The organism is Pseudomonas sp. AE27 (assembly GCF_037113495.1).
GTDB classification, from domain to species: domain Bacteria; phylum Pseudomonadota; class Gammaproteobacteria; order Pseudomonadales; family Pseudomonadaceae; genus Aquipseudomonas; species Aquipseudomonas palmensis.
Window position 1 is genome coordinate 2,020,284 of sequence record NZ_CP146966.1, and the last position, 18,608, is coordinate 2,038,891.

Here is an 18,608-nt window from a genome sequence, read left to right on the forward strand (position 1 = left end):
GTGCACTCCTTCAGTTAAGGCCGGTGAGCTGGCGGTACATCCGCGTGGCCTGCAGGCCGCGCGGCAGTGCATGGCGGTTGCCGGCCATGGCGTCGATCAGGCGTTCGATACGGCACTGTGCGGGCAACGCCTGCAACTCGATGTCGAGCGCGGTGTCGTCCGAAGGCATCGAGGGTTGCAGGGCGCTGCCCTGGGTACGCTCGGGGTTGCCGGCCAGCTGCCAGTCGCCGGCGATCCAGTCATGCAGCAGCTGCTTTTCATACACGCTGAACACCCCGAACATCGCCGCGCCCGGCCCCTCGATCACCTGCCAGAAGCGGCTGAGCTGTGGGTCCTGCCCGCGCTTGATCCAGCCCTTCTGTTCCAGCACGCCAAGAAAACCCGGCATGCTGCCCGGCTCGGCCAGCCATTGATTGACGGTGCGCCCCTGGAAGCGGCAGTAATCCGAATGCATGTGCTGGCCGAAGGCGCGTTTGCGTTCGAGCAGCGCCACCACCTCGGCCTCCAGGTCAAAGCCTGCGATGATCGCCGCCGAGCCCTGGCCCAGGTCGTTGAGCCGGTAGCCGGCGGCCACGCGCTGGTAGAAACGCCCGTCGTCCTGCTCCGGGCGCAACTGCTGCAGGGCCTGCACGGCCTTGCGTGCATGGCCGCTGCTGGCGTTGTCGATGGTGACGTGCAGGCGAAAGTACTGGGCATCCAGGCCCAGTTCGTCGAGCTCGTAGGCGCTGATCAGCAGGTGCAACGGCAGCTGCTCATAGCCCAGGTTGTAGCCGATCACCTCGGGCAGGAACATGTCGCTGTTGGCCCCCAGCGCCAGTTGCAGGCAGCCTTGCAGGTAACGCTCGTCGGGCAGCGGCACCGGCTCGTGGCAACCGGCCTCGGCCAGCAGGCGGCGATAGATCAGCACATGGTTGCAGGCCGGGTCGCCATCGCCCAGCTCTTCGAGGTAGATACGGATCAGCCCGTGATAGCGCGGGTCGGCCCAGTGTCGCAGCAGCCCGTGCAGCCAGGCGCCGTCCACCGCCTTGGTGGGGGCCACATGGTGCAGAAAGTACAGCGCGTGGGCGCGAGTGCTGAAATAGCGCCGGGGCGCGCCGGCCTTGCGCCCGGCCAGGTACTCGGCGTATTCGCCGGCAACTGCGGCGGTGCGCCGGTCGGTCCACGCGTCCAGTTCGCCCGGGGTTGCCGGCAGGTCGTCCTGCAGACCCTGGGTGCGCAGCAGTTGCTCGGCCAGCCAGGCGGCACTGCCCACCAGGTCACCGCGCAGCAGCGCCTGGTAGCGGTTGAGCAGGTCGCCGGCCTGAACCTGCGCCAGGTCGGCAGTCGGGCGGGTTGCGTTCATCACGGTCATGGCCGTTGTCCTCTTGGCTGCCCCTTGCAGTCGATATGCAAGGGAATGGGCGCTGCGCTGCAAAGTTCCACAGCCCCGCCAAGCGGGTGAAAAAGTCGTGCGGGCTTACCGTTCGTCTCATGCACGCAAAGATTTTAAAACTTTGCCCCGTGGCCTATCTCCACACCTATGTGAGGTCCACAAGGCTTCGCATCCCAATGACATGAGGATCAGCATCATGGACAAGAAAGAAAATTCGGGAAACTTTGCCAACGACAAGAACAAGGCGTCGGAAGCCGGCAAAAAAGGTGGGCAGGCCTCCGGAGGCGGCGCTGGCAGCCAGGGCAACAAGAAGCCTGACGCCACCAAGTCTGACACCCGCAAACCAAGTGGTGGTGGTCGTAGCTGACGCTCGAGCGACCGGCGCACCGAGGGTGCGTCGGTCTTGAGGACTCTTGATGAAGCAGTACGTCATCCACTTTCATTGCCCGATCGATCAGGGCACCACCGAGCGCTTTCGCGACCGTTGCCTGCAGGCGATCGACGAAGGGGCCAGCGCCCTGCTGCTCAACCTGTCGACCATCGGCGGCAGTACCCACCTGGGGTTCTCGATCTACAGCTTTCTCAAGTCGCTGCCGGTGCCGGTCAGCGCGGTGAATGCGGGCAACATCGAATCCATGGGCATCGTGATGTACCTGGCCGCCAGCGAACGCCTGGCCGTGCCCCACTCGCGGTTTCTGATCCACCCCATGACCTGGCATTTCAGCCAGAGCGCGGTGGACCACTCGCGCCTGCGTGAATACCTGTCGAGCCTGAACAACGACCTGGAGCGCTATGCGCGGATCTTCGAACTGGAGACCGCCCATGCCGAGCGCAAACTGGACATCATCCACTGCCTGTCGGCCGAGGAACGGGTGATCCCTGCCTACGATTCGCTGGCCTGCGGCATGGCCCACCGGCTGGAACAGGTAGTGTTCGACACCGATGCCCGCCACCTCACCGTCAGCGCCGAACACTGATGTCGAACAATCAGACTGAATTATTTGGTGGCTGGAAGGTACTTAGTTAGGCGGTATGAGTGAACACGCATCGGTCACCACGTTGAAAGGATTTTCAGGGAACCATGAACAACGCAAAACTCTTCGTCATCGACTATCAATTGCACGGCAAACAGAAGTCCTTCGTGATTCGTGCCGAGGCGATGGACAACGCCGAAGCCTGGCACTGGGCCAGCTGTGACGCCGGGGTGGGGCATATTCCGCGCTATGGGCGCGAGAAGGTAAAGAAGGTCAGCAAGCCACTGGCCGAGCGGTACGGAATCACCGAGGTGACGTGGCGCCAGAGCCACTGAGACGGCGCTGCGGTCAGCGCGGGCCAGGCCCGCGCTGACCGCAGCACAACCCGGTCAACCCGGAATCAGCAAGCCGCGCTGCACCACCGGCCGCGCCAGAAACGCCTCCAGCACGCGGCGAACCTCGACGAACTCTTCGATCCGCACCAGATCCCCCGCTTCGTAGAAACCGATCAGGTTGCGCACCCACGGCAGCGTGGCGATATCCGCGATGCCGTACTCGCCCATGATCCAGTCGCGCCCGTGCAGGCGCCGGTCCAGCACGCCCAGCAGGCGCCGCGCCTCGTCCACGTAGCGCTGCAGCGGGCGCTTGTCTTCATAGGCCTTGCCGGCGAACTTGTTGAAGAAGCCCACCTGGCCGAACATCGGGCCGATGCCGCCCATCTGGAACATCAGCCACTGGATCGTCTCGTAGCGCGCAGCCGGGTCTTCAGGCAGCAGCTGGCCGGTCTTCTCGGCCAGGTACAGCAGGATCGCCCCCGACTCGAACAGCCCCAGCGGCTTGCCCCCCGGCCCGTGCGGGTCGAGGATCGCGGGGATCTTGTTGTTGGCACTGAGCGAGATGAACTCGGCGCTCAGTTGATCCTCGGTGGCAAAGTCCACCTTGTGCGCCTCGTAGGCCAGGCCCGTCTCTTCGAGCATGATCGACACCTTCACCCCGTTGGGCGTGGGCAGCGAATACAGTTGCAGGCGCTCGGGGTGGCGGGCAGGCCATTTGCGGGTGATGGGGTAGGCAGAAAGATCAGTCATCGGCAGCCTCTGGTTCGGCAGTGGCGCAGGCGCGCACCATCACCCAGTCACGGTGACGTTCCGGCCCGCAGACAAAAATGGCCTCGCCCACCTGGCGGAAGCCATTGCGTTGGTAAAAGCGGATCGCCCGGCTGTTGTGTTCGTTGACCGTCAGGCGGATCGCCCCACCCACCTGGGCCAGGGTGTCCTCGAGCAGGCGCTGGGCCGCGCCCTGGCCATGGTGCTCGGGCAGCACGTAGCAGCGGCTCAGTTCCGGCAGGCCGTCGGCCGCCTCGATACCCAGCGCCTGCGCCGCCTTGTCGATCAGGGTGTAGCCCACCACCACGCCGTCATGCTCCAGCACGCGCAATTGCTTGGCGCGGCTGATCAGGTGCAGGCAGAAGTGTTCGGGCTGAAGATGGCCTCGGATATAGGCGGCAAGCGCCTTGGCCGACGAATCGGCGGGGCTTGCCAGGGCGAAGGTCTGGCTGGCGATGTCGCTGAGGGCTTCAGCATCGGCCGGCCGGGCAGTACGGGTACTGAAAAGCATGCTGCAACATCCTGTCCAACGGGCGAACCTGCATGGTAGCCCGTTCCATCACCGGCGCGACAGCACCCTACGCACTCAACGTCGCCGAAACAGCGGCCTGGGCTCGATCACCGAACGCCCGTAGAGCACGCTCATGCCCTGCAGGCCCTTGAGCGCGTCGGCTGCCGACTTGTCCTCGCGCACGGCAAAACTGTCGAAACCGCACTGGCGCATGTGGCTCAGCTGGTCGCGCAGCACATCGCCGACAGCACGCAATTCGCCCTGCCAGCCCAGCCGCGTGCGCAGCAGGTAGGCCTGGCTGTAGCCACGGCCATCGCGAAACGAGGGGAAGTCGATGGCGATCAGCGGCAGCACGCCCAGCCACAGCTGCAGCGACTCGACATCGTCATCCGGCCCCAGCCACAGCCCGTGATAACCACTGGGCTGCGCCAGCCAGCGGTGCAGCGGCAAAATCAGCGCGCCCGTCGGCAGCGGCGCCTCCTGCTCGCGCAGCAACTGCCAGCTGTCGTCCTCCACAAGCTGCGCCTGCCCTTGGCGTATCGCGATCACATTGCGCATGTGGACACCTCCGGCTGCCTGGCATAGACGCGCTCCTTGAACGGCTCCAGCCCCACCCGCGCCACGGTGTCGACGAAGGGCTCGTCGAGTTCGCGGTAGGCGCAGTAGGTGGCCACGATCTGCTCGATCACGCGGGGGATCTCGGCGGCGCTGAACGACGGGCCGATCACCTTGCCCAGTGCGCTGGCCTTGCCCTGCGCCCCGCCCAGGGTCACCTGGTACCACTCGCTGCCGTTCTTGTCGACGCCCAGGATGCCGATGTTGCCGATGTGGTGGTGGCCACAGGCGTTGATGCAGCCCGAGATGTTCAGGCTCAGCTCGCCCAGGTCGTGCAGGTAGTCGAGGTCGTCGAAGCGGCTCTGGATGGCCTGGGCGATGGGGATCGACTTGGCGTTGGCCAGCGCGCAGAAGTCGCCGCCCGGGCAGGCGATGATATCGGTCAGCAGGCCGATGTTGGCGGTGCCCAGGCCCTGCTCGCAGGCCAGACGCCACAGCGGGTACAGGTCGGCCTTGCGGACATCGGGCAGGATCAGGTTCTGCTCGTGGGCGATGCGGATTTCACCGAAACCGAAGTGCTCCGACCAGTCGGCCACGTTGTCCATCTGCTCGGCGGTGAGGTCGCCGGGGGGCGCCGCCGGGCCGGGCTTGGTCGACAGCACCACGCTGGCATAGCCGGCCACCTTGTGCGGCTGCACGTTGCGCGAGACCCAGCGGGCGAAGGAGCGGTCCATGGCCAGGTGGGTGCCGTAGTCCAGGTCGCCGTCGGGCTGCGCGGCGTAGCATGGCGGCGCGAAGCCTTCGGCTACCCGCTGGAACTCGGCTTCGGTGAGCTGCGCCGGGCCGTCCTTGATGTGTTGCCATTCCTGTTCGACTTCACGGGCAAAGGCCTCGATGCCCAGTGCCTTGACCAGGATCTTGATGCGCGCCTTGTACTTGTTGTCGCGCCGGCCATGGCGGTTGTACACCCGCAGGATGGCCTCGACGTAGGACAGCAGGTGCTCCCACGGCAGGCCCTCGCGGATCTGCAGGCCCAAGATCGGCGTGCGCCCCAGGCCGCCGCCGACCATCACCCGCAGGCGCATCTGCTGGCGCCCGTCGCGGTAAAGGTACAGGCCGATGTCGTGCATCATGATCGCTGCGCGGTCCTGGCGGGCCGAACAGATGGCGATCTTGAACTTGCGCGGCAGGAACAGGAACTCGGGGTTGATGGTCGACCACTGGCGCAGGATCTCGGCCAGCGGGCGCGGGTCGATGATCTCGTCGGCGGCGACGCCGGCAAAGGCCTCGGTGGTGATGTTGCGCACGCAGTTGCCGGAGGTCTGGATCGCATGCATGTCGACCTCGGCCAGGCGCTGCAGGATATCCGGCACCTGGGCCAGTTCGACCCAGTTGAACTGGATGTTCTGGCGCGTGGTGAAGTGGCCGTAGCCGCGGTCGTAGTCGCGCGCGATGCTGGCCAGGGTGCGCATCTGGCGGGCGCCGAGGGTGCCGTAGGGGATGGCCACGCGCAGCATGTAGGCATGCTTTTGCAGGTACAGGCCATTTTGCAGGCGCAGTGGCAGGAATTCTTCTTCGCTCAGTTCACCGGCAGTGAAGCGCTGCACCTGGTCGCGGAACTGGGCTACGCGCTCGAACACCAGTGCACGATCGTATTCGTCGTAGTGATACATGGTCGGACCTCATCAGGGAGGCCGCTACTATGGCTTCGAGGTGTACTGGGTTACAGATTCAGGTTGGGGGGATTAATGCGGATCAGTTGACCCGCGCGCTGCCTTGCCAGCGAACGGGTGCGCAGCACCCGCGGGCTCAGGGTACCCTGGAGCTTCGGGGAGGCCGCTTCGCCGGCAAGGCCGGCTCCTACAACGGCAATGCGCCCTCGCTACGCTTGAGCTCGCCGATCTTCTCCAGCCGCGCCCGCACGATGTTGCGGCTGATGTTGAGCAGGCGCCCGGTCTGCAGCTGGTTGCCGTGGCAGTAGCGGTACGCGGTGCGAAACACCGTCTCTTCGATATGCTCGTACAAATCCTCGACGTTCTGCTCGAACAGCGCCGTCAGCGCCGCCTCCAGGCTCGGCGCCTCGGGCGTCTGCAGGCGCAGCGGCTGGGCGCTCTCCTCCTGGCGGATACCCACCGAACGCATGTCCACCAGGTGCAGGTCGGCCGGCTGCACCACCTGCTGGCGGCACACCAGCAAGGCATGGTGAATGGCATTCTCCAGCTCGCGGATGTTGCCTGGCCAGCTGTGCCCCAGCAGCTTGCGCTCGCTCTCCAGGCTCAGGCTGGCGCGGCTGTAGCCCAGGCGCTGGCAATGCTCCTCGAGAAAGAATTCGGCCAGCGGCAGGATGTCGCCGGGGCGTTCGCGCAGCGGCGGCAGGCGGATGGTCGCCACGTGCAGGCGGTAGAACAGGTCTTCGCGAAAGTGCCCCGCCACCACCGCATCGGCCAGGTTGACGTTGGTGGCCGCCACCAGGCGCACGTTGATCGGGATCGGCGTGCGCGACCCCAGCCGCACCACTTCGCGCTCCTGCAGCACGCGCAGCAGCTTGACCTGCATGTTCAGCGGCAGGTCGCCGATCTCGTCGAGAAACAGCGTGCCGCCATTGGCTGCCTCGAACCAGCCCGCCTTGCTGTTGGTGGCCCCGGTGAATGCGCCCTTTTCATGGCCGAACAACTCGCTCTCCACCAGGGTTTCGGCAAAGGCGCCGCAGTTCACCGCCACGAACGGTTCGCGACCGCGCCGGCTCAACTGGTGAATATGCCGCGCCACCAGTTCCTTGCCGGTGCCGGTCTCGCCGATGATCAGGGTGTTGGCCTCGCTCGGCGCCAGGCGCTCGATACGGGCCAGCAGTTCCTGGGAGCGAGGGTCCTTGAACACCAGCACGGTGGCACGAACGGATTTGGTCAGTTCCCGGGCATGGGGATGGGTAATCAGCGACATGGTGCATTCCTGGCATTGATAGCGCCGGCCCATAGTGCACGAAACAAATTAGAACAAATAATTATTAATTCATCTTTGTATATTCCAATTTCACCTATCAGAAACCACCTGCTGAGGCGCTGCTGCCACAGCAGCAATCCGGCCCAGGGGGTTGCTTGCAAATCAGCAGCGCGGTGCTGGGCAGCGTCTGTATGAAACCAGGAAAACCCTTCTGATTCAGCAGGTTGCGTGAATATTTCAGCATCTGGCACGGCTTTCGCTCTGCACCCGGCATCGTTGTTTCGCCCAAGGAAGCCCCTGATGAAATTCCCGCACTCCGTGGCCTTCGGCCTGAGCCTGCTCGCCCTCTCCTGCGCCGCCATGGCCGCCGACACCTACGCCCCCACGCCCGACCCGCTGCAGGGCGACGGGCGTGTTTCGGCGTTCTACCACTGGGAACAGGCGATCCCGGCCACCCCCGGCAGGTTGCTGCGCAGCGAGCCGCTGGAGCAGACCCTCAGCCTGCCCGGCGCGGCCAGCCAGTTGCGCATTCTCTACAGCTCCACCGACGGCATCGACGGCAAGACCCCGATCGCGGTCTCCGGCGCGCTGTTCATTCCCCAGGGCAAGGCCCCGGCCGGCGGCTGGCCGGTGGTCACCTGGGGGCATGGCACCGTCGGCGTGGCCGACATCTGCGCGCCGTCCTGGTCGGGCCGCTCGTACCGCGACGTGCAGTACCTGGCGCGCTGGCTGAACGAGGGCTATGCCATCGTCGCCACCGACTACCAGGGCCTGGGCGTGCCCGGCGGCCACCCGCTGCTGAACAACCGCATGGCCGCCTACGGCATCCTCGATGCGGCCCGCGCCGTGGTCAGCGGGGTGCCGGGCCTGGCCAACAAGGTGCTGGTGGTCGGCCAGTCCCAGGGCGGCGCCGGGGCCTTCGCCTCTGCCGCCTATGCCCCCACCTACGCTCCGGACCTGGGCCTGAAGGGCAGCGTCGGTACCGGGGTGATCTACACCGTGGGCGCCAGCAACGTGGGTGAGCAGGACCCGAACAAGGTCGACGCGTCACTGGCCTACGGTTTCTACACCCTGCTGGCCGCGCAGCAATACGACCCGAGCATCGACCCGCGCGACTTCTACACCGACAAGGCCCTGCCACTGTTCGAACAGGCTCGCACCACCTGCCTGGCGTCGCTCACCGCCGATGTGATCGGCACCGGGCTGACCCCGGCCAACACGCGCAAGGCCAACGACGGCGCACAACTCAAGCCGTGGCTGGCGCAGGTCTCCTACCCGACGCTCAAGCTTGCGCAGCCGATCTTCATCGGCACCGGTGCCGAGGACAAGACCCCCGCCGCCGTCACCCAGGTCAGCCTGATGAAGGACGCGTGCGCTGCCGGCTCGGTGGTCGAGGGCCACCTGTACAAGGGCCTGGGCCACAGCGAGACGGTCAATGCCTCGCTCAAGGACTCGCTGCCCTTCGCGCGCAAGGTGTTCAGCGACCAGCCCGTCACCCCGATCTGCAACCCCAGCGTGCAATAAGCCAGGAGCCTGCCCATGAGCATCGAATTCTTTACCCGCCTGCCGCTGCACGGTGAAACCCAGTTCCTGCCCGGCGACCCGCGCAACCGCGGCGACTGGCATGCCGGCGGCGCCAGCACCGGCGCGGTGTCGGGGTTTGCGGTCGGTGACCACTTCACCTACATCGACTACCTGGGGCAGATTGCCCGGGCCGCCGAAATCAACGGCTTCGGCGGTGCGCTGATGGTCAATGCGCCGTCCGGCGAAGAGCCCTGGACGGTGTGCTCGCTGCTGGCCCGCGAAACCCGCACGCTGAAGTTCGTCACCGCGTTCCAGCCCTACCACTACACCCCGTGGGTGGCGGTGCAGCAGGCCGCCACCTACCAGCGCGCCAGCGGCAACCGGCTGGTGTGGAACATCATCAACGGCGGCTCGGACGCCCTCCAGCGCCAGGTCGGCGACCTGGCCGAGCACGACGAGCGCTACGCCCGCGCCACCGAGTTCATGGATGTGGTCAAGGGCTACTGGCACTCGGAGCACTTCCACTACGACGGGCGCTTCTACAAGGCCGAAGGCGGCGGCCTGCGCGGGCCGCAGAAAAAGGCCGAGCTGCCGCTGATCTGCACGGCCGGCTCGTCGATTGCCGCCCGCGAGTTCGCTGCAAAGCATGCCGACTTCTACCTGATGCGCGCCGAGCACCCCGACGAGATCGCCGCGCTGATCGCCGACATCCGCCAGCGTGCACTCACGTTCGGCCGCAGCGACATCCGCTTCGGCCTGTCGATCGACGTGATCGCCCGCGAGACCGAGGCACTGGCGCTGGCCGAAGCCAAGCGCTTTTTCGACGAGGGCGTGGCCAGGGGGGCCGCCAAGGCCAAGGCGGCCCACGAAGGGCTGCGTACCGCGCGCAAGCTCAGCTACGAGGAGGACTACCGGCCCGAGCACGACGAGCGTGCCTTCGACGATTTCTTCATCTACCCCAACGTGTGGTCGGGCTTCAGCCACATCGGCATCCCGCCGGGCCTGGCGCTGGTGGGCAGCTACGCCAACGTGGTGGCGCGCATTCGCGAGTACAACGCGCTGGGCATCGACCTGTTCTTCCTGGCCGGCTACCCGCACCTGGAAGAAGCCTACCGCCTGGGCGAGCACGTCCTGCCGCACTTTCGCGGTGAACGGCAGGCGCTGAGCCGGCCCGTGCAGGCCACCGCGCAGTTGCGCGCGGCAGGAGCCTGAGCCATGAACCCCAACCACTACAGCCGGCGCCAGTTCATCGGCCAGGGCCTGGCCATGGGCGGCGGCCTGCTGCTGGGCGCCAGCCTGCTCAGCGGCTGCGGCCCGGATGACGCCCCCGCCCCCGCCGCCGGGGTTGCCCAGCCGCGGCACGGCGGGCGCCTGCGCCTGGGCATCCTGGACGGCGGCCAGACCGGCAACCTCGACGCCCACAAGCCCATCGGCAGCGGCATCGTGCGCGGCTTTGCGCTGTACAGCAAACTGTGGGAATGGGACGAGCAGATGCAGCCGCGCCTGGCCCTGGCCGAGTTCGCCGAGGCCAGCAGCGACGCGCGCAGCTGGACCCTGCGCCTGCGCCAGGGCCTGGAATTCCACAACGCCAAGACCATCGATGCCGACGACCTGATCTTCTCGATCCGCCGCCTCACCGACCCGCAGCTGGCTTCGCCCTACGCCGCCTTGCTGCACTGGGTGGACCGCGACAACCTGGTCAAGCTCGACAACCGCACGGTGCGCCTGAGTTTCAAGGACGGCCGCAGCTTCCTGCCACTGCCGGAAACCTGGGTGAATTTCGGCGGCATCGTGCCGGTGGACTATCACCCGGTCACCAACCCGGTCGGCGCAGGGCCCTACCGGTTCAAGAGTTTCACCCCCGGCCAGCGCTCGGTGTTCAGCCGCTTCGAGAACTACTACAAGGCCGGCAGGCCGTATGCCGATGAACTGGAGATCATCGACTTCAAGGACCAGGTCTCGCGCCTGGCCGCGCTGCGTGCCGGGCAGATCGACATGGCCAACGGCATGCCCAGCGAGCAGTTGCAGGTGCTCGAGCGCGACCCGCGGCTGAACCTGGTGACGTCGATCAGCGGCAACTGGCTGTCGTTCGAAATGAACACCAGCAAGCCGCCATTCAACGACCCGCGGGTGCGCGAGGCACTGCGCCTGCTGGCCGACCGCGACGAGCTGGTGCGCCGCGCCCTCAACGGCCAGGGCCGCGTGGCCAACGACCTGTACGCCCCGTTCGACCCCACCTTCAACCACGCCCTGCCCCCGCGTGCCCATGACCCGCAGCGCGCCGCGCAACTGCTGCGCGAGGCTGGCCAGGAACACCTGCGGGTGGAACTGGTGACCACCGCCGGGCCGGCGCTGGCCTCGGCGCTGGTGCTGGCCGAGCAGGCCAGGCGCATCGGCGTGACCCTCGATGTGCGCCAGGTCGACAGCGCCACCTTCAACGGCCCGCAGCAGGACCAGTGGCTGCTGAGCACCGGCGGCACCATCGGCGCGCCGTTCCTGGCCAGCGCCATGCACACCGACGCGCCGTTCGCGGTGGCCAACAAGACCCACTTCGACGACCCGCAGTTCACCCAGCTGTTTCTGCAGGCCATGGCCCAACCGGACCTGGCCAGGCGCACCGCACTGGTTCACCAGGCGCAGCAGATCCAGTACGACAAGGGCGGCCTGCTGATCTGGGGCTATGCCAACCTGCTCGATGCGTTTTCACGCAAGGTCGGCGGCGCGGCGCCGGAGCAGACGTTGTTCAGCACCTGGCGTTTTGAAAACCTGTGGTTGAACAACGCCGCCTGAGCGCTCTGAAAAGTACAAGCGCACCCCTGTAAAAGGCATTTTTCCGTTACACCGCTACCGCCATCATGGCGGCAGCGGCGCTTGCCGCGCCTTACAACAAAAACGGAAAAATGCCATGTCAGCGCACGCCCGCCTGCCGTTGGCGGTACTCGCCCGGCGTCACCTGCGCATAGCGCAGGAAGAACCGGCTGAAGTACGCCGGGTCCTTGAAGCCCAGGCTGTAACAGATCTCGTTGGCCGAACTGCCGGTGAACAGCAGCAGGCGCTTGGCTTCCTGCATCAGGCGCTCCAGGATCAGGCGCTTGGACGGCAGGTCGGCGATACGCCGGCACACGTCATTGAGCCGCGCCTCGGTCACCCCCACCCCCAGCGCATAGCGCGACAGCGGCCAGTGCTCCAGGTAATGCGCCTCGATCAGCTCGTTGAAGCGGTGGAACACCTGCAGGTCCTCATGCCGGGTCTGGCGCGCCGGCAGCGAGCGCGCGCACAGGCGCAGCAGGCTGAGCATGATCAGCCGGGTCAGGCTGTCCAGCGCCGGGCCACGGCCCACCTGCGCGGCATTGATCTCGCGGTGCAGCTCGTCGAACAGCAGCACCAGGCGCCGCGCCTCGTCGGCAAACCGTCCCTCCAGCCCGCTCAGCGCCACGCACGCCGGCGCCACCTGCGGCCCAGGCGCCAGCGCAGGGTCGGCTTCGAGCAGTTGCCATACCAGTTGCTGGCGCACGGTCAGCACGTGGCCGTCGGCGTCGGGCTCGGTGACGAACGAGTGCGGGATGGTCGGCGGGGTAAGGAAGAACATCGGCCCCGACTCCACGTACTGCTGGTCGTCCAGGTACACCCGCACCGTGCCGCTCTTGACGTAATGCACCTGAAAGTAGCGGTCGTGGCGGTGCACCGGCATGTTGCGGCCGAAAAAGCCAGCCAGGTTGCCGAGCTTGTCGTAATGCACCTCGGCATCGCTGTACCGCTGGTCGTAGACCTGCCCGATGTTGATGTTGGGAATCGGCGTGCGTTCGTTCATGACGGGGTTTCCTGCTGTGTTCCTGTTCTGCCGGCAGCTTAACGCCTGACACGCGCCGCTTGCCTTTCGTTAACATCTTAATTATAACGTTAACACATTAACGATTTGTCCCGCAGGGTGCTTGCCGCCCTGCCCTTGCCAGGAGAAGAGCATGAGCCGTGCCCTGCACGACGTTGCCACCGGCACCCTGTTCGGCGTTGCGCTGAACTACCAGGGGTTGCTGAACCAGCGTCTCGCCGAATTCGAACAGGCGCCGTACCAGAAGCCCCCGGTCAAGCCGGTGCTGTTCATCAAGACCCCCAACACGCGCAACCGCCATGGCGCCCCGGTGGTGTACCCGCAAGGTGTCGAACGCCTGCAGCCGGGCCCGGCGCTGGGCGTGGTGATCGGCAAGCGCGCCAGCCGCGTGAGCGTCGAACAGGCCCTGGAGCACGTGGCCGGCTACACCATCGTCAACGAGTTCAGCCTGCCCGAAGACAGCTACTACCGCCCGGCGGTCAAGGCCAAGTGCCGCGATGGTTTCTGCGTACTCGGCCCTGAGCTGGTGCCGGTCGCGCAGGTGGCCGACCCGCATCAGCTGGCCATCGAGCTGTTCGTCAATGGCGAACTGCGCCAGCACAACAGCACCGCCAACCTGGTGCGCAACATCCCGCAGCTGATCGCCGAGATCAGCGAGTTCATGACCCTGCACGCAGGCGACGTGCTGATTACCGGCACCCCCGAAGGCCGCGTGGACGTGCTGCCAGGCGATCAGGTCGAGGTCCGGATCAGCGGCCTGGGCCGCCTGGCCAACCCGATCGTGGCCGAACAGGAGCAACGCTGATGAAACACGCCCGTATCCGTTACCAGGGCCAGGACCACGCCGTGACCGTGGAAGATGGCAACAACGTGCGCCTGGCCGATGGCCGCCTGCTCGCCGAGCACGAGGTGCAGTGGTTGCCGCCGGCCACCGGCAGCATGTTCGCGCTGGGCCTGAACTACGCCGACCACGCCGCCGAACTGGCCTTTGCCGCACCCACCGAGCCGCTGGCCTTCGTCAAGTCGCCCGGTACCTACACCGGCCACAACCAGGTCACCTGGCGCCCGGACAACGTCAAGTACATGCACTACGAGTGCGAGCTGGTGGCGGTGATCGGCAAGCCGGCGCGCAACGTCAGGCGCGAGGACGCGCTGCAGTACCTGGCCGGCTACACGGTGTGCAACGACTACGCGATCCGCGACTACCTGGAGAACTACTACCGCCCCAACCTGCGGGTGAAGAACCGCGACGCCACCACCCCGGTGGGCCCGTGGATGGTCGATGTGGCCGATGTGCCGGATGCGTCCAACCTCACCCTGCGCACCTGGATCAACGGTGAGCTCAAGCAGCAGGGCAGCACCCGCGACATGATCTTCGACATCCCCTACCTGATCGAATACCTGTCCAGCTTCATGACCCTGCAACCGGGCGACATGATCGCCACCGGCACCCCCGAAGGCCTGGCCGACGTGGTGCCGGGTGATGAAGTGGTGGTGGAAGTGGAAGGTGTCGGCCGCCTGGTCAACCGCATTGTCAGCGAAGCCGAGTTCTTCGCCCTGAACCCGCAAGAGGCATGAACCCGATGATCAAGCACTGGATCAATGGCCGTGAGGTCGAAAGCAAGGACGTCTTCGTCAACTACAACCCGGCCACCGGCGAGGCCATCGGCGAAGTCGCCAGCGGCGGTGCCGAAGAAGTCGCCCAGGCAGTTGCAGCAGCCCGGGAGGCGTTCCCCAAATGGGCCGGCACCCCGGCCAGGGAGCGTGCGCGGCTGATGCGCAGGCTGGGCGAGCTGATCGAGCAGAACGTGCCCCGGCTGGCCGAGCTGGAAACCCTGGATACCGGCCTGCCGATTCACCAGACCAAGAACGTGCTGATCCCGCGGGCCTCGCACAACTTCGACTTCTTCGCCGAAGTGTGCACGCGCATGGATGGCCACACCTACCCGGTCGACGACCAGATGCTCAACTACACCCTGTACCAGCCGGTCGGCGTGTGTGCGCTGGTGTCGCCGTGGAACGTGCCGTTCATGACCGCCACCTGGAAGACCGCGCCCTGCCTGGCCCTGGGCAACACGGCGGTGCTGAAGATGAGCGAACTGTCGCCGCTGACCGCCAACGAACTGGGCCGCCTGGCGGTCGAGGCCGGCATCCCCAACGGTGTGCTCAACGTGATCCAGGGCTACGGCGCCACCGCAGGCGATGCCCTGGTGCGTCACCCGGACGTACGCGCCATCTCGTTCACCGGCGGCACCGCCACCGGCAAGAAGATCATGCAGACCGCGGGCCTGAAGAAGTACTCGATGGAACTGGGCGGCAAGTCGCCGGTGCTGATCTTCGAGGACGCCGACCTCGAGCGCGCGCTGGACGCTGCGCTGTTCACCATCTTCTCGCTCAACGGCGAGCGCTGCACCGCCGGCAGCCGCATCTTCATTCAAGAGAGCGTGTACCCGCAGTTCGTGGCCGAGTTCGCGGCGCGGGCCAGGCGCCTGATCGTGGGCGACCCGCAAGACCCCAGGACCCAGGTCGGCTCGATGATCACCCAGGCCCACTACGACAAGGTGACCGGCTATATCCGCATCGGCATCGAGGAAGGCGCCACCCTGCTGGCCGGTGGCCTGGAGCGCCCGGCCAACCTGCCGGCGCACCTGGCGCGCGGGCAGTTCATCCAGCCCACGGTGTTTGCCGACGTCAGCAACAGCATGCGCATCGCCCAGGAGGAGATCTTCGGCCCGGTGGTGTGCCTGATCCCGTTCAAGGACGAGGCCGAGGCACTGAAGCTAGCCAACGACACCGAGTACGGGCTGGCCTCGTACATCTGGACCCAGGACATCGGCAAGGCGCATCGCCTGGCCCATGGCATCGAGGCCGGCATGGTGTTCATCAACAGCCAGAACGTGCGTGACCTGCGCCAGCCGTTCGGCGGGGTGAAGGGTTCCGGTACCGGCCGCGAAGGTGGCCAGTACAGCTTCGAGGTGTTTGCCGAGATCAAGAACGTGTGCGTGTCGATGGGCAGCCACGCCATTCCGCGCTGGGGCCTCTGAGGGCTTCGCCGGCAAGGCCGGCTCCTACAGACGGCGCAAACCCTGTAGGAGCCGGCCTTGCCGGCGAAAGCACCCGTCCTGACCCACCACAAGAACAACAGATCCAGGAGTACCCCACCATGGGCGAAGTCGTCCTCGCAGCCAAAGTCTGCCACGTCCCCTCGATGTACCTGTCCGAACTGCCCGGCAAGCACCACGGTTGCCGCGAGGCCGCCATCGCCGGCCACAAGGAGATCGGCCGCCGCGCCCGCGAACTGGGCGCCGATACCGCCGTGGTGTTCGATGTGCACTGGCTGGTCAACAGCGGCTACCACATCAACTGCGGCGAGCACTTCAAGGGCACCTACACCAGCAATGAACTGCCGCACTTCATCAAGAACATGGACTTCGAGTACCCCGGCCTGCCGGCACTGGGCGAGTTGATCGCACAGGAGGCCAATGCCGCCGACGTGCGCACCCTGGCCCACAACATCCCGAGCCTGGAGCTGGAATACGGCACCCTGGTACCGATGCGCTACATGCACATGGACGTGCCCGCCGCCGACAGACTCAAGGTGGTGTCCATCGCCGCCTGGTGCGCCTGGCACCGCCTGGAAGACAGCTTCACGTTCGGCGCCGCCGTGCGCCGGGCCATCGAGAAGAGCGACCGCAAGGTGCTGGTGCTGGCCTCCGGCTCGCTCTCGCACCGCTTCTCGGACGACCGCAACGCCGAGGCCAACATCCACAACTGGACCCGCGAATTCGACAAGCAGATGGACCTGCGCGTGGTGGAACTGTGGAAGCAGGGCCGCTTCAGGGAGTTCTGCGCGATGCTGCCCGACTACGCCAGCCACTGCTACGGCGAAGGTGGCATGCACGACACCGCGATGCTGCTGGGCCTGCTTGGCGGCGCCGACTACGACAGGCCGGTGGAGGTGCTGACCGAGCCGTTCGGCAGCTCCGGCACCGGCCAGATCAACGCCATCTTCCCCGTCTGACCGCGCCAAGGAGCCCAGGATGCCCCACTTCATCGCCGAGTACACCGACAACCTCCAAGCCCAGGCCGACCTGCCCGGCCTGTTCGAAAAGGTTCACCACTGCCTGGGCGCCACGGGCGTGTTCCCGCTGGGCGGCATCCGCAGCCGGGCGGTGCGCCTGGACACCTGGCGCATGGCCGACGGGCAGCACGACTACGCCTTCGTGCACATGACCCTCAAGGTCGGCCACGGGCGCGACCTGGCCACCCGCGAACAGGTGGCCAAGGCCCTGTTCGCGGTGATCACCGAGCACTTTGCCGACCTGCAGAGCCAGCGCCTGCTGGCCCTGTCGTTCGAGATGATCGAGCTGCACCCGCAACTGAACTTCAAGCAGAACAACGTGCACGCGTTTCTGAACCAGCAGCAGCCGGGCTGAACCCGGCCCTGCGCTCCCCCATCGGCCCTCTGACCAAAAAGAACAAGATCATGAGCACAGCCAATACCGCCGCATCGGCCAGCCTTGCCCAGCACGACTCCACCCACGGCACCGTCACCTGGCGGCTGATGCCGCTGCTGCTGGTCTGCTACCTGTTTGCCCACCTGGACCGCATCAACATCGGCTTCGCCAAGATGCAGATGAGCAGCGACCTGCACTTCAGCGACACGGTGTACGGCTTCGGTGCCGGCCTGTTCTTCATCGCCTACGCGCTGTTCGGCGTACCCAGCAACATGGCCCTGGACCGGGTCGGCCCGCGGCGCTGGATCGCCACCCTGATGATCGTGTGGGGCGCGCTGTCCACCGGCATGCTGTGGGTCGAGTCGGCCTCGGGCTTCTACGTGCTGCGCTTTCTGCTGGGCGTGGCCGAGGCCGGGTTCTTCCCCGGCATCCTGGTGTACCTCAACCGCTGGTACCCGGCCCGGCGCCGTGGCCAGATCACCGCGCTGTTCGCGATTGCCGTGCCGATGGCCGGGGTGATCGGCGGGCCGCTTTCGGGCGGCATCCTGGAACTGTTTCACGACGCCGCCGGCCTGCGCGGCTGGCAGTGGATGTTCCTGATCGAAGGGGCCCCGGTGATGCTGCTGGGCCTGGTGGTGCTCAAGCGCCTGCCCGACAGCTTCGAGCACGTCAGCTGGCTGGATGCCGGCCAGAAGCAGCACCTGCGCGAGCAGTTGGCCAACGAAGAGCAACGCAAGTCGATCACCTCGTTCGGCGGCATCCTGCGCAACCGTCAGGTATGGCTGCTGGTGGCGGTGTACTTCGCGGTGATGCTGGCGGTCAACACCCTGGCCTTCTGGATGCCGACCCTGATCCACGGCGCCGGTATCGGCAGCGACGGCCGCGTGGGCCTGCTCAGCGCCATCCCCTACCTGGCCGGCTGCCTGTTCATGATCGCCTGCGGGCGCTCGTCCGACCGCCAGCGCGAGCGGCGCTGGCACCTGTGCGTGCCGCTGCTGATGTCGGCACTCGGCATCGCCGTGGCCGGGCTGGCCCCGGGCAACCCGCTGATGGTGCTGGGCGGCCTGATCGTCGCCGGCATGGGCGCCAGCGCCGCCCTGCCGATGTTCTGGCAGCTGCCGCCGGCGTTTCTGTCCAACACCACGCAGGCGGCCGGTATCGCGCTGATCAGCTCGTTCGGCAGCATCGCCTCGTTCCTTGCGCCCTACCTGATCGGCTGGATGCGCGACACCACCCACAGCGCCAGCCTTGCGCTGTACGTGCTGGCCCTGTTCATCGCCCTGGGTGGCCTGCTGGTGCTGCGCACCCGGGCTGCCATCGTCAACCCCCAGTAAGAGACGCCG

At 66.4% G+C, this 18,608-nt stretch carries 19 protein-coding genes; 12 read left to right on the top strand and 7 right to left on the bottom strand.

From position 1 onward, the window contains the following. Positions 1-10: 10 nt before the first annotated feature. The gene (locus V9K84_RS09210) at positions 11-1,351 is read right to left on the bottom strand and encodes an iron-containing redox enzyme family protein (RefSeq protein WP_088515082.1); all 1,341 of its coding nucleotides are present in this window, start codon (positions 1,349-1,351) and stop codon (positions 11-13) included. A gap of 217 nt (positions 1,352-1,568) precedes the next feature. Here V9K84_RS09210 and V9K84_RS09215 point away from each other — a divergent pair, with 217 nt between their 5' ends. The 3 genes from V9K84_RS09215 to V9K84_RS09225 all read left to right on the top strand — a co-directional run bounded on the left by V9K84_RS09215 (position 1,569) and on the right by V9K84_RS09225 (position 2,681). Further along, the gene (locus V9K84_RS09215) at positions 1,569-1,739 is read left to right on the top strand and encodes a KGG domain-containing protein (protein ID WP_078481227.1); all 171 of its coding nucleotides are present in this window, start codon (positions 1,569-1,571) and stop codon (positions 1,737-1,739) included. 49 nt (positions 1,740-1,788) lie between these two features. Next, entirely contained in the window at positions 1,789-2,349 is a 561-nt protein-coding gene (locus V9K84_RS09220; protein WP_043860043.1) for an ATP-dependent Clp protease proteolytic subunit, read from the top strand. A 104-nt stretch (positions 2,350-2,453) separates the two neighbouring features. Next, positions 2,454-2,681: a DUF6555 family protein gene (locus V9K84_RS09225; RefSeq protein ID WP_043860044.1), complete on the top strand. Its 228-nt coding sequence runs from the start codon at positions 2,454-2,456 to the stop codon at positions 2,679-2,681. A 54-nt stretch (positions 2,682-2,735) separates the two neighbouring features. Here the strand turns inward: V9K84_RS09225 and V9K84_RS09230 are convergent, their stop codons facing one another. The 5 genes from V9K84_RS09230 to V9K84_RS09250 form a co-directional block, all read right to left on the bottom strand. Continuing rightward, a complete protein-coding gene (locus V9K84_RS09230) occupies positions 2,736-3,431 on the bottom strand; it encodes a glutathione S-transferase N-terminal domain-containing protein (protein ID WP_088515083.1) in 696 nt (231 codons plus the stop codon). Continuing rightward, positions 3,424-3,960, bottom strand: a complete 537-nt coding sequence (locus V9K84_RS09235) for an N-acetyltransferase (RefSeq protein ID WP_043860046.1) — start codon at positions 3,958-3,960, stop codon at positions 3,424-3,426. Before V9K84_RS09235 ends, V9K84_RS09230 begins: the two co-directional genes overlap by 8 nt. Before the next feature lie 75 nt (positions 3,961-4,035). Next, the gene (locus V9K84_RS09240; RefSeq protein ID WP_058540251.1) at positions 4,036-4,518 is read right to left on the bottom strand and encodes a DUF934 domain-containing protein; all 483 of its coding nucleotides are present in this window, start codon (positions 4,516-4,518) and stop codon (positions 4,036-4,038) included. Continuing rightward, entirely contained in the window at positions 4,506-6,188 is a 1,683-nt protein-coding gene (locus tag V9K84_RS09245) for a nitrite/sulfite reductase (protein ID WP_043860048.1), read from the bottom strand. The genes V9K84_RS09240 and V9K84_RS09245 overlap by 13 nt, the downstream gene beginning before the upstream one ends. A gap of 187 nt (positions 6,189-6,375) precedes the next feature. Further along, the gene (locus V9K84_RS09250) at positions 6,376-7,455 is read right to left on the bottom strand and encodes a sigma-54 dependent transcriptional regulator (RefSeq protein ID WP_088515084.1); all 1,080 of its coding nucleotides are present in this window, start codon (positions 7,453-7,455) and stop codon (positions 6,376-6,378) included. Positions 7,456-7,755: 300 nt separating this feature from the next. Between V9K84_RS09250 and V9K84_RS09255 the strand changes: the two genes are divergently transcribed. The 3 genes from V9K84_RS09255 to V9K84_RS09265 are packed head-to-tail and all read left to right on the top strand — an operon-like array spanning position 7,756 to position 11,769. Next, entirely contained in the window at positions 7,756-8,979 is a 1,224-nt protein-coding gene (locus tag V9K84_RS09255; RefSeq protein ID WP_054914432.1) for a lipase family protein, read from the top strand. Positions 8,980-8,994: 15 nt separating this feature from the next. Next, complete coding sequence (locus V9K84_RS09260) at positions 8,995-10,191, top strand: LLM class flavin-dependent oxidoreductase (protein ID WP_043860051.1); 1,197 nt, start codon at positions 8,995-8,997, stop codon at positions 10,189-10,191. Positions 10,192-10,194: 3 nt separating this feature from the next. Then, on the top strand, positions 10,195-11,769 hold the full coding sequence (locus tag V9K84_RS09265; protein ID WP_088515085.1) for an ABC transporter substrate-binding protein: 1,575 nt from the start codon (positions 10,195-10,197) through the stop codon (positions 11,767-11,769). A gap of 118 nt (positions 11,770-11,887) precedes the next feature. Here V9K84_RS09265 and hpaA read toward each other — a convergent pair whose 3' ends face one another. Further along, positions 11,888-12,790 (bottom strand): 4-hydroxyphenylacetate catabolism regulatory protein HpaA, encoded by a 903-nt coding sequence (hpaA, locus tag V9K84_RS09270; protein WP_043860076.1) that lies wholly within the window; start codon positions 12,788-12,790, stop codon positions 11,888-11,890. A 151-nt stretch (positions 12,791-12,941) separates the two neighbouring features. Between hpaA and V9K84_RS09275 the strand changes: the two genes are divergently transcribed. From V9K84_RS09275 to V9K84_RS09300, 6 genes are all read left to right on the top strand, one after another. After that, the gene (locus V9K84_RS09275) at positions 12,942-13,613 is read left to right on the top strand and encodes a fumarylacetoacetate hydrolase family protein (RefSeq protein ID WP_088515086.1); all 672 of its coding nucleotides are present in this window, start codon (positions 12,942-12,944) and stop codon (positions 13,611-13,613) included. Continuing rightward, positions 13,613-14,386, top strand: coding sequence for a fumarylacetoacetate hydrolase family protein (locus tag V9K84_RS09280; RefSeq protein ID WP_054914429.1), 774 nt, complete (start codon positions 13,613-13,615; stop codon positions 14,384-14,386). The genes V9K84_RS09275 and V9K84_RS09280 overlap by 1 nt, the downstream gene beginning before the upstream one ends. A 5-nt stretch (positions 14,387-14,391) precedes the next feature. Continuing rightward, positions 14,392-15,852: a 5-carboxymethyl-2-hydroxymuconate semialdehyde dehydrogenase gene (gene hpaE, locus V9K84_RS09285; protein WP_043860079.1), complete on the top strand. Its 1,461-nt coding sequence runs from the start codon at positions 14,392-14,394 to the stop codon at positions 15,850-15,852. A 119-nt stretch (positions 15,853-15,971) separates the two neighbouring features. Further along, positions 15,972-16,829, top strand: a complete 858-nt coding sequence (gene hpaD / locus V9K84_RS09290) for a 3,4-dihydroxyphenylacetate 2,3-dioxygenase (RefSeq protein ID WP_043860073.1) — start codon at positions 15,972-15,974, stop codon at positions 16,827-16,829. Positions 16,830-16,848: 19 nt separating this feature from the next. Continuing rightward, the gene (locus V9K84_RS09295) at positions 16,849-17,244 is read left to right on the top strand and encodes a 5-carboxymethyl-2-hydroxymuconate Delta-isomerase (protein WP_043860072.1); all 396 of its coding nucleotides are present in this window, start codon (positions 16,849-16,851) and stop codon (positions 17,242-17,244) included. A 50-nt stretch (positions 17,245-17,294) separates the two neighbouring features. Next, complete coding sequence (locus V9K84_RS09300) at positions 17,295-18,599, top strand: MFS transporter (protein WP_088515087.1); 1,305 nt, start codon at positions 17,295-17,297, stop codon at positions 18,597-18,599. Positions 18,600-18,608: the final 9 nt, after the last annotated feature.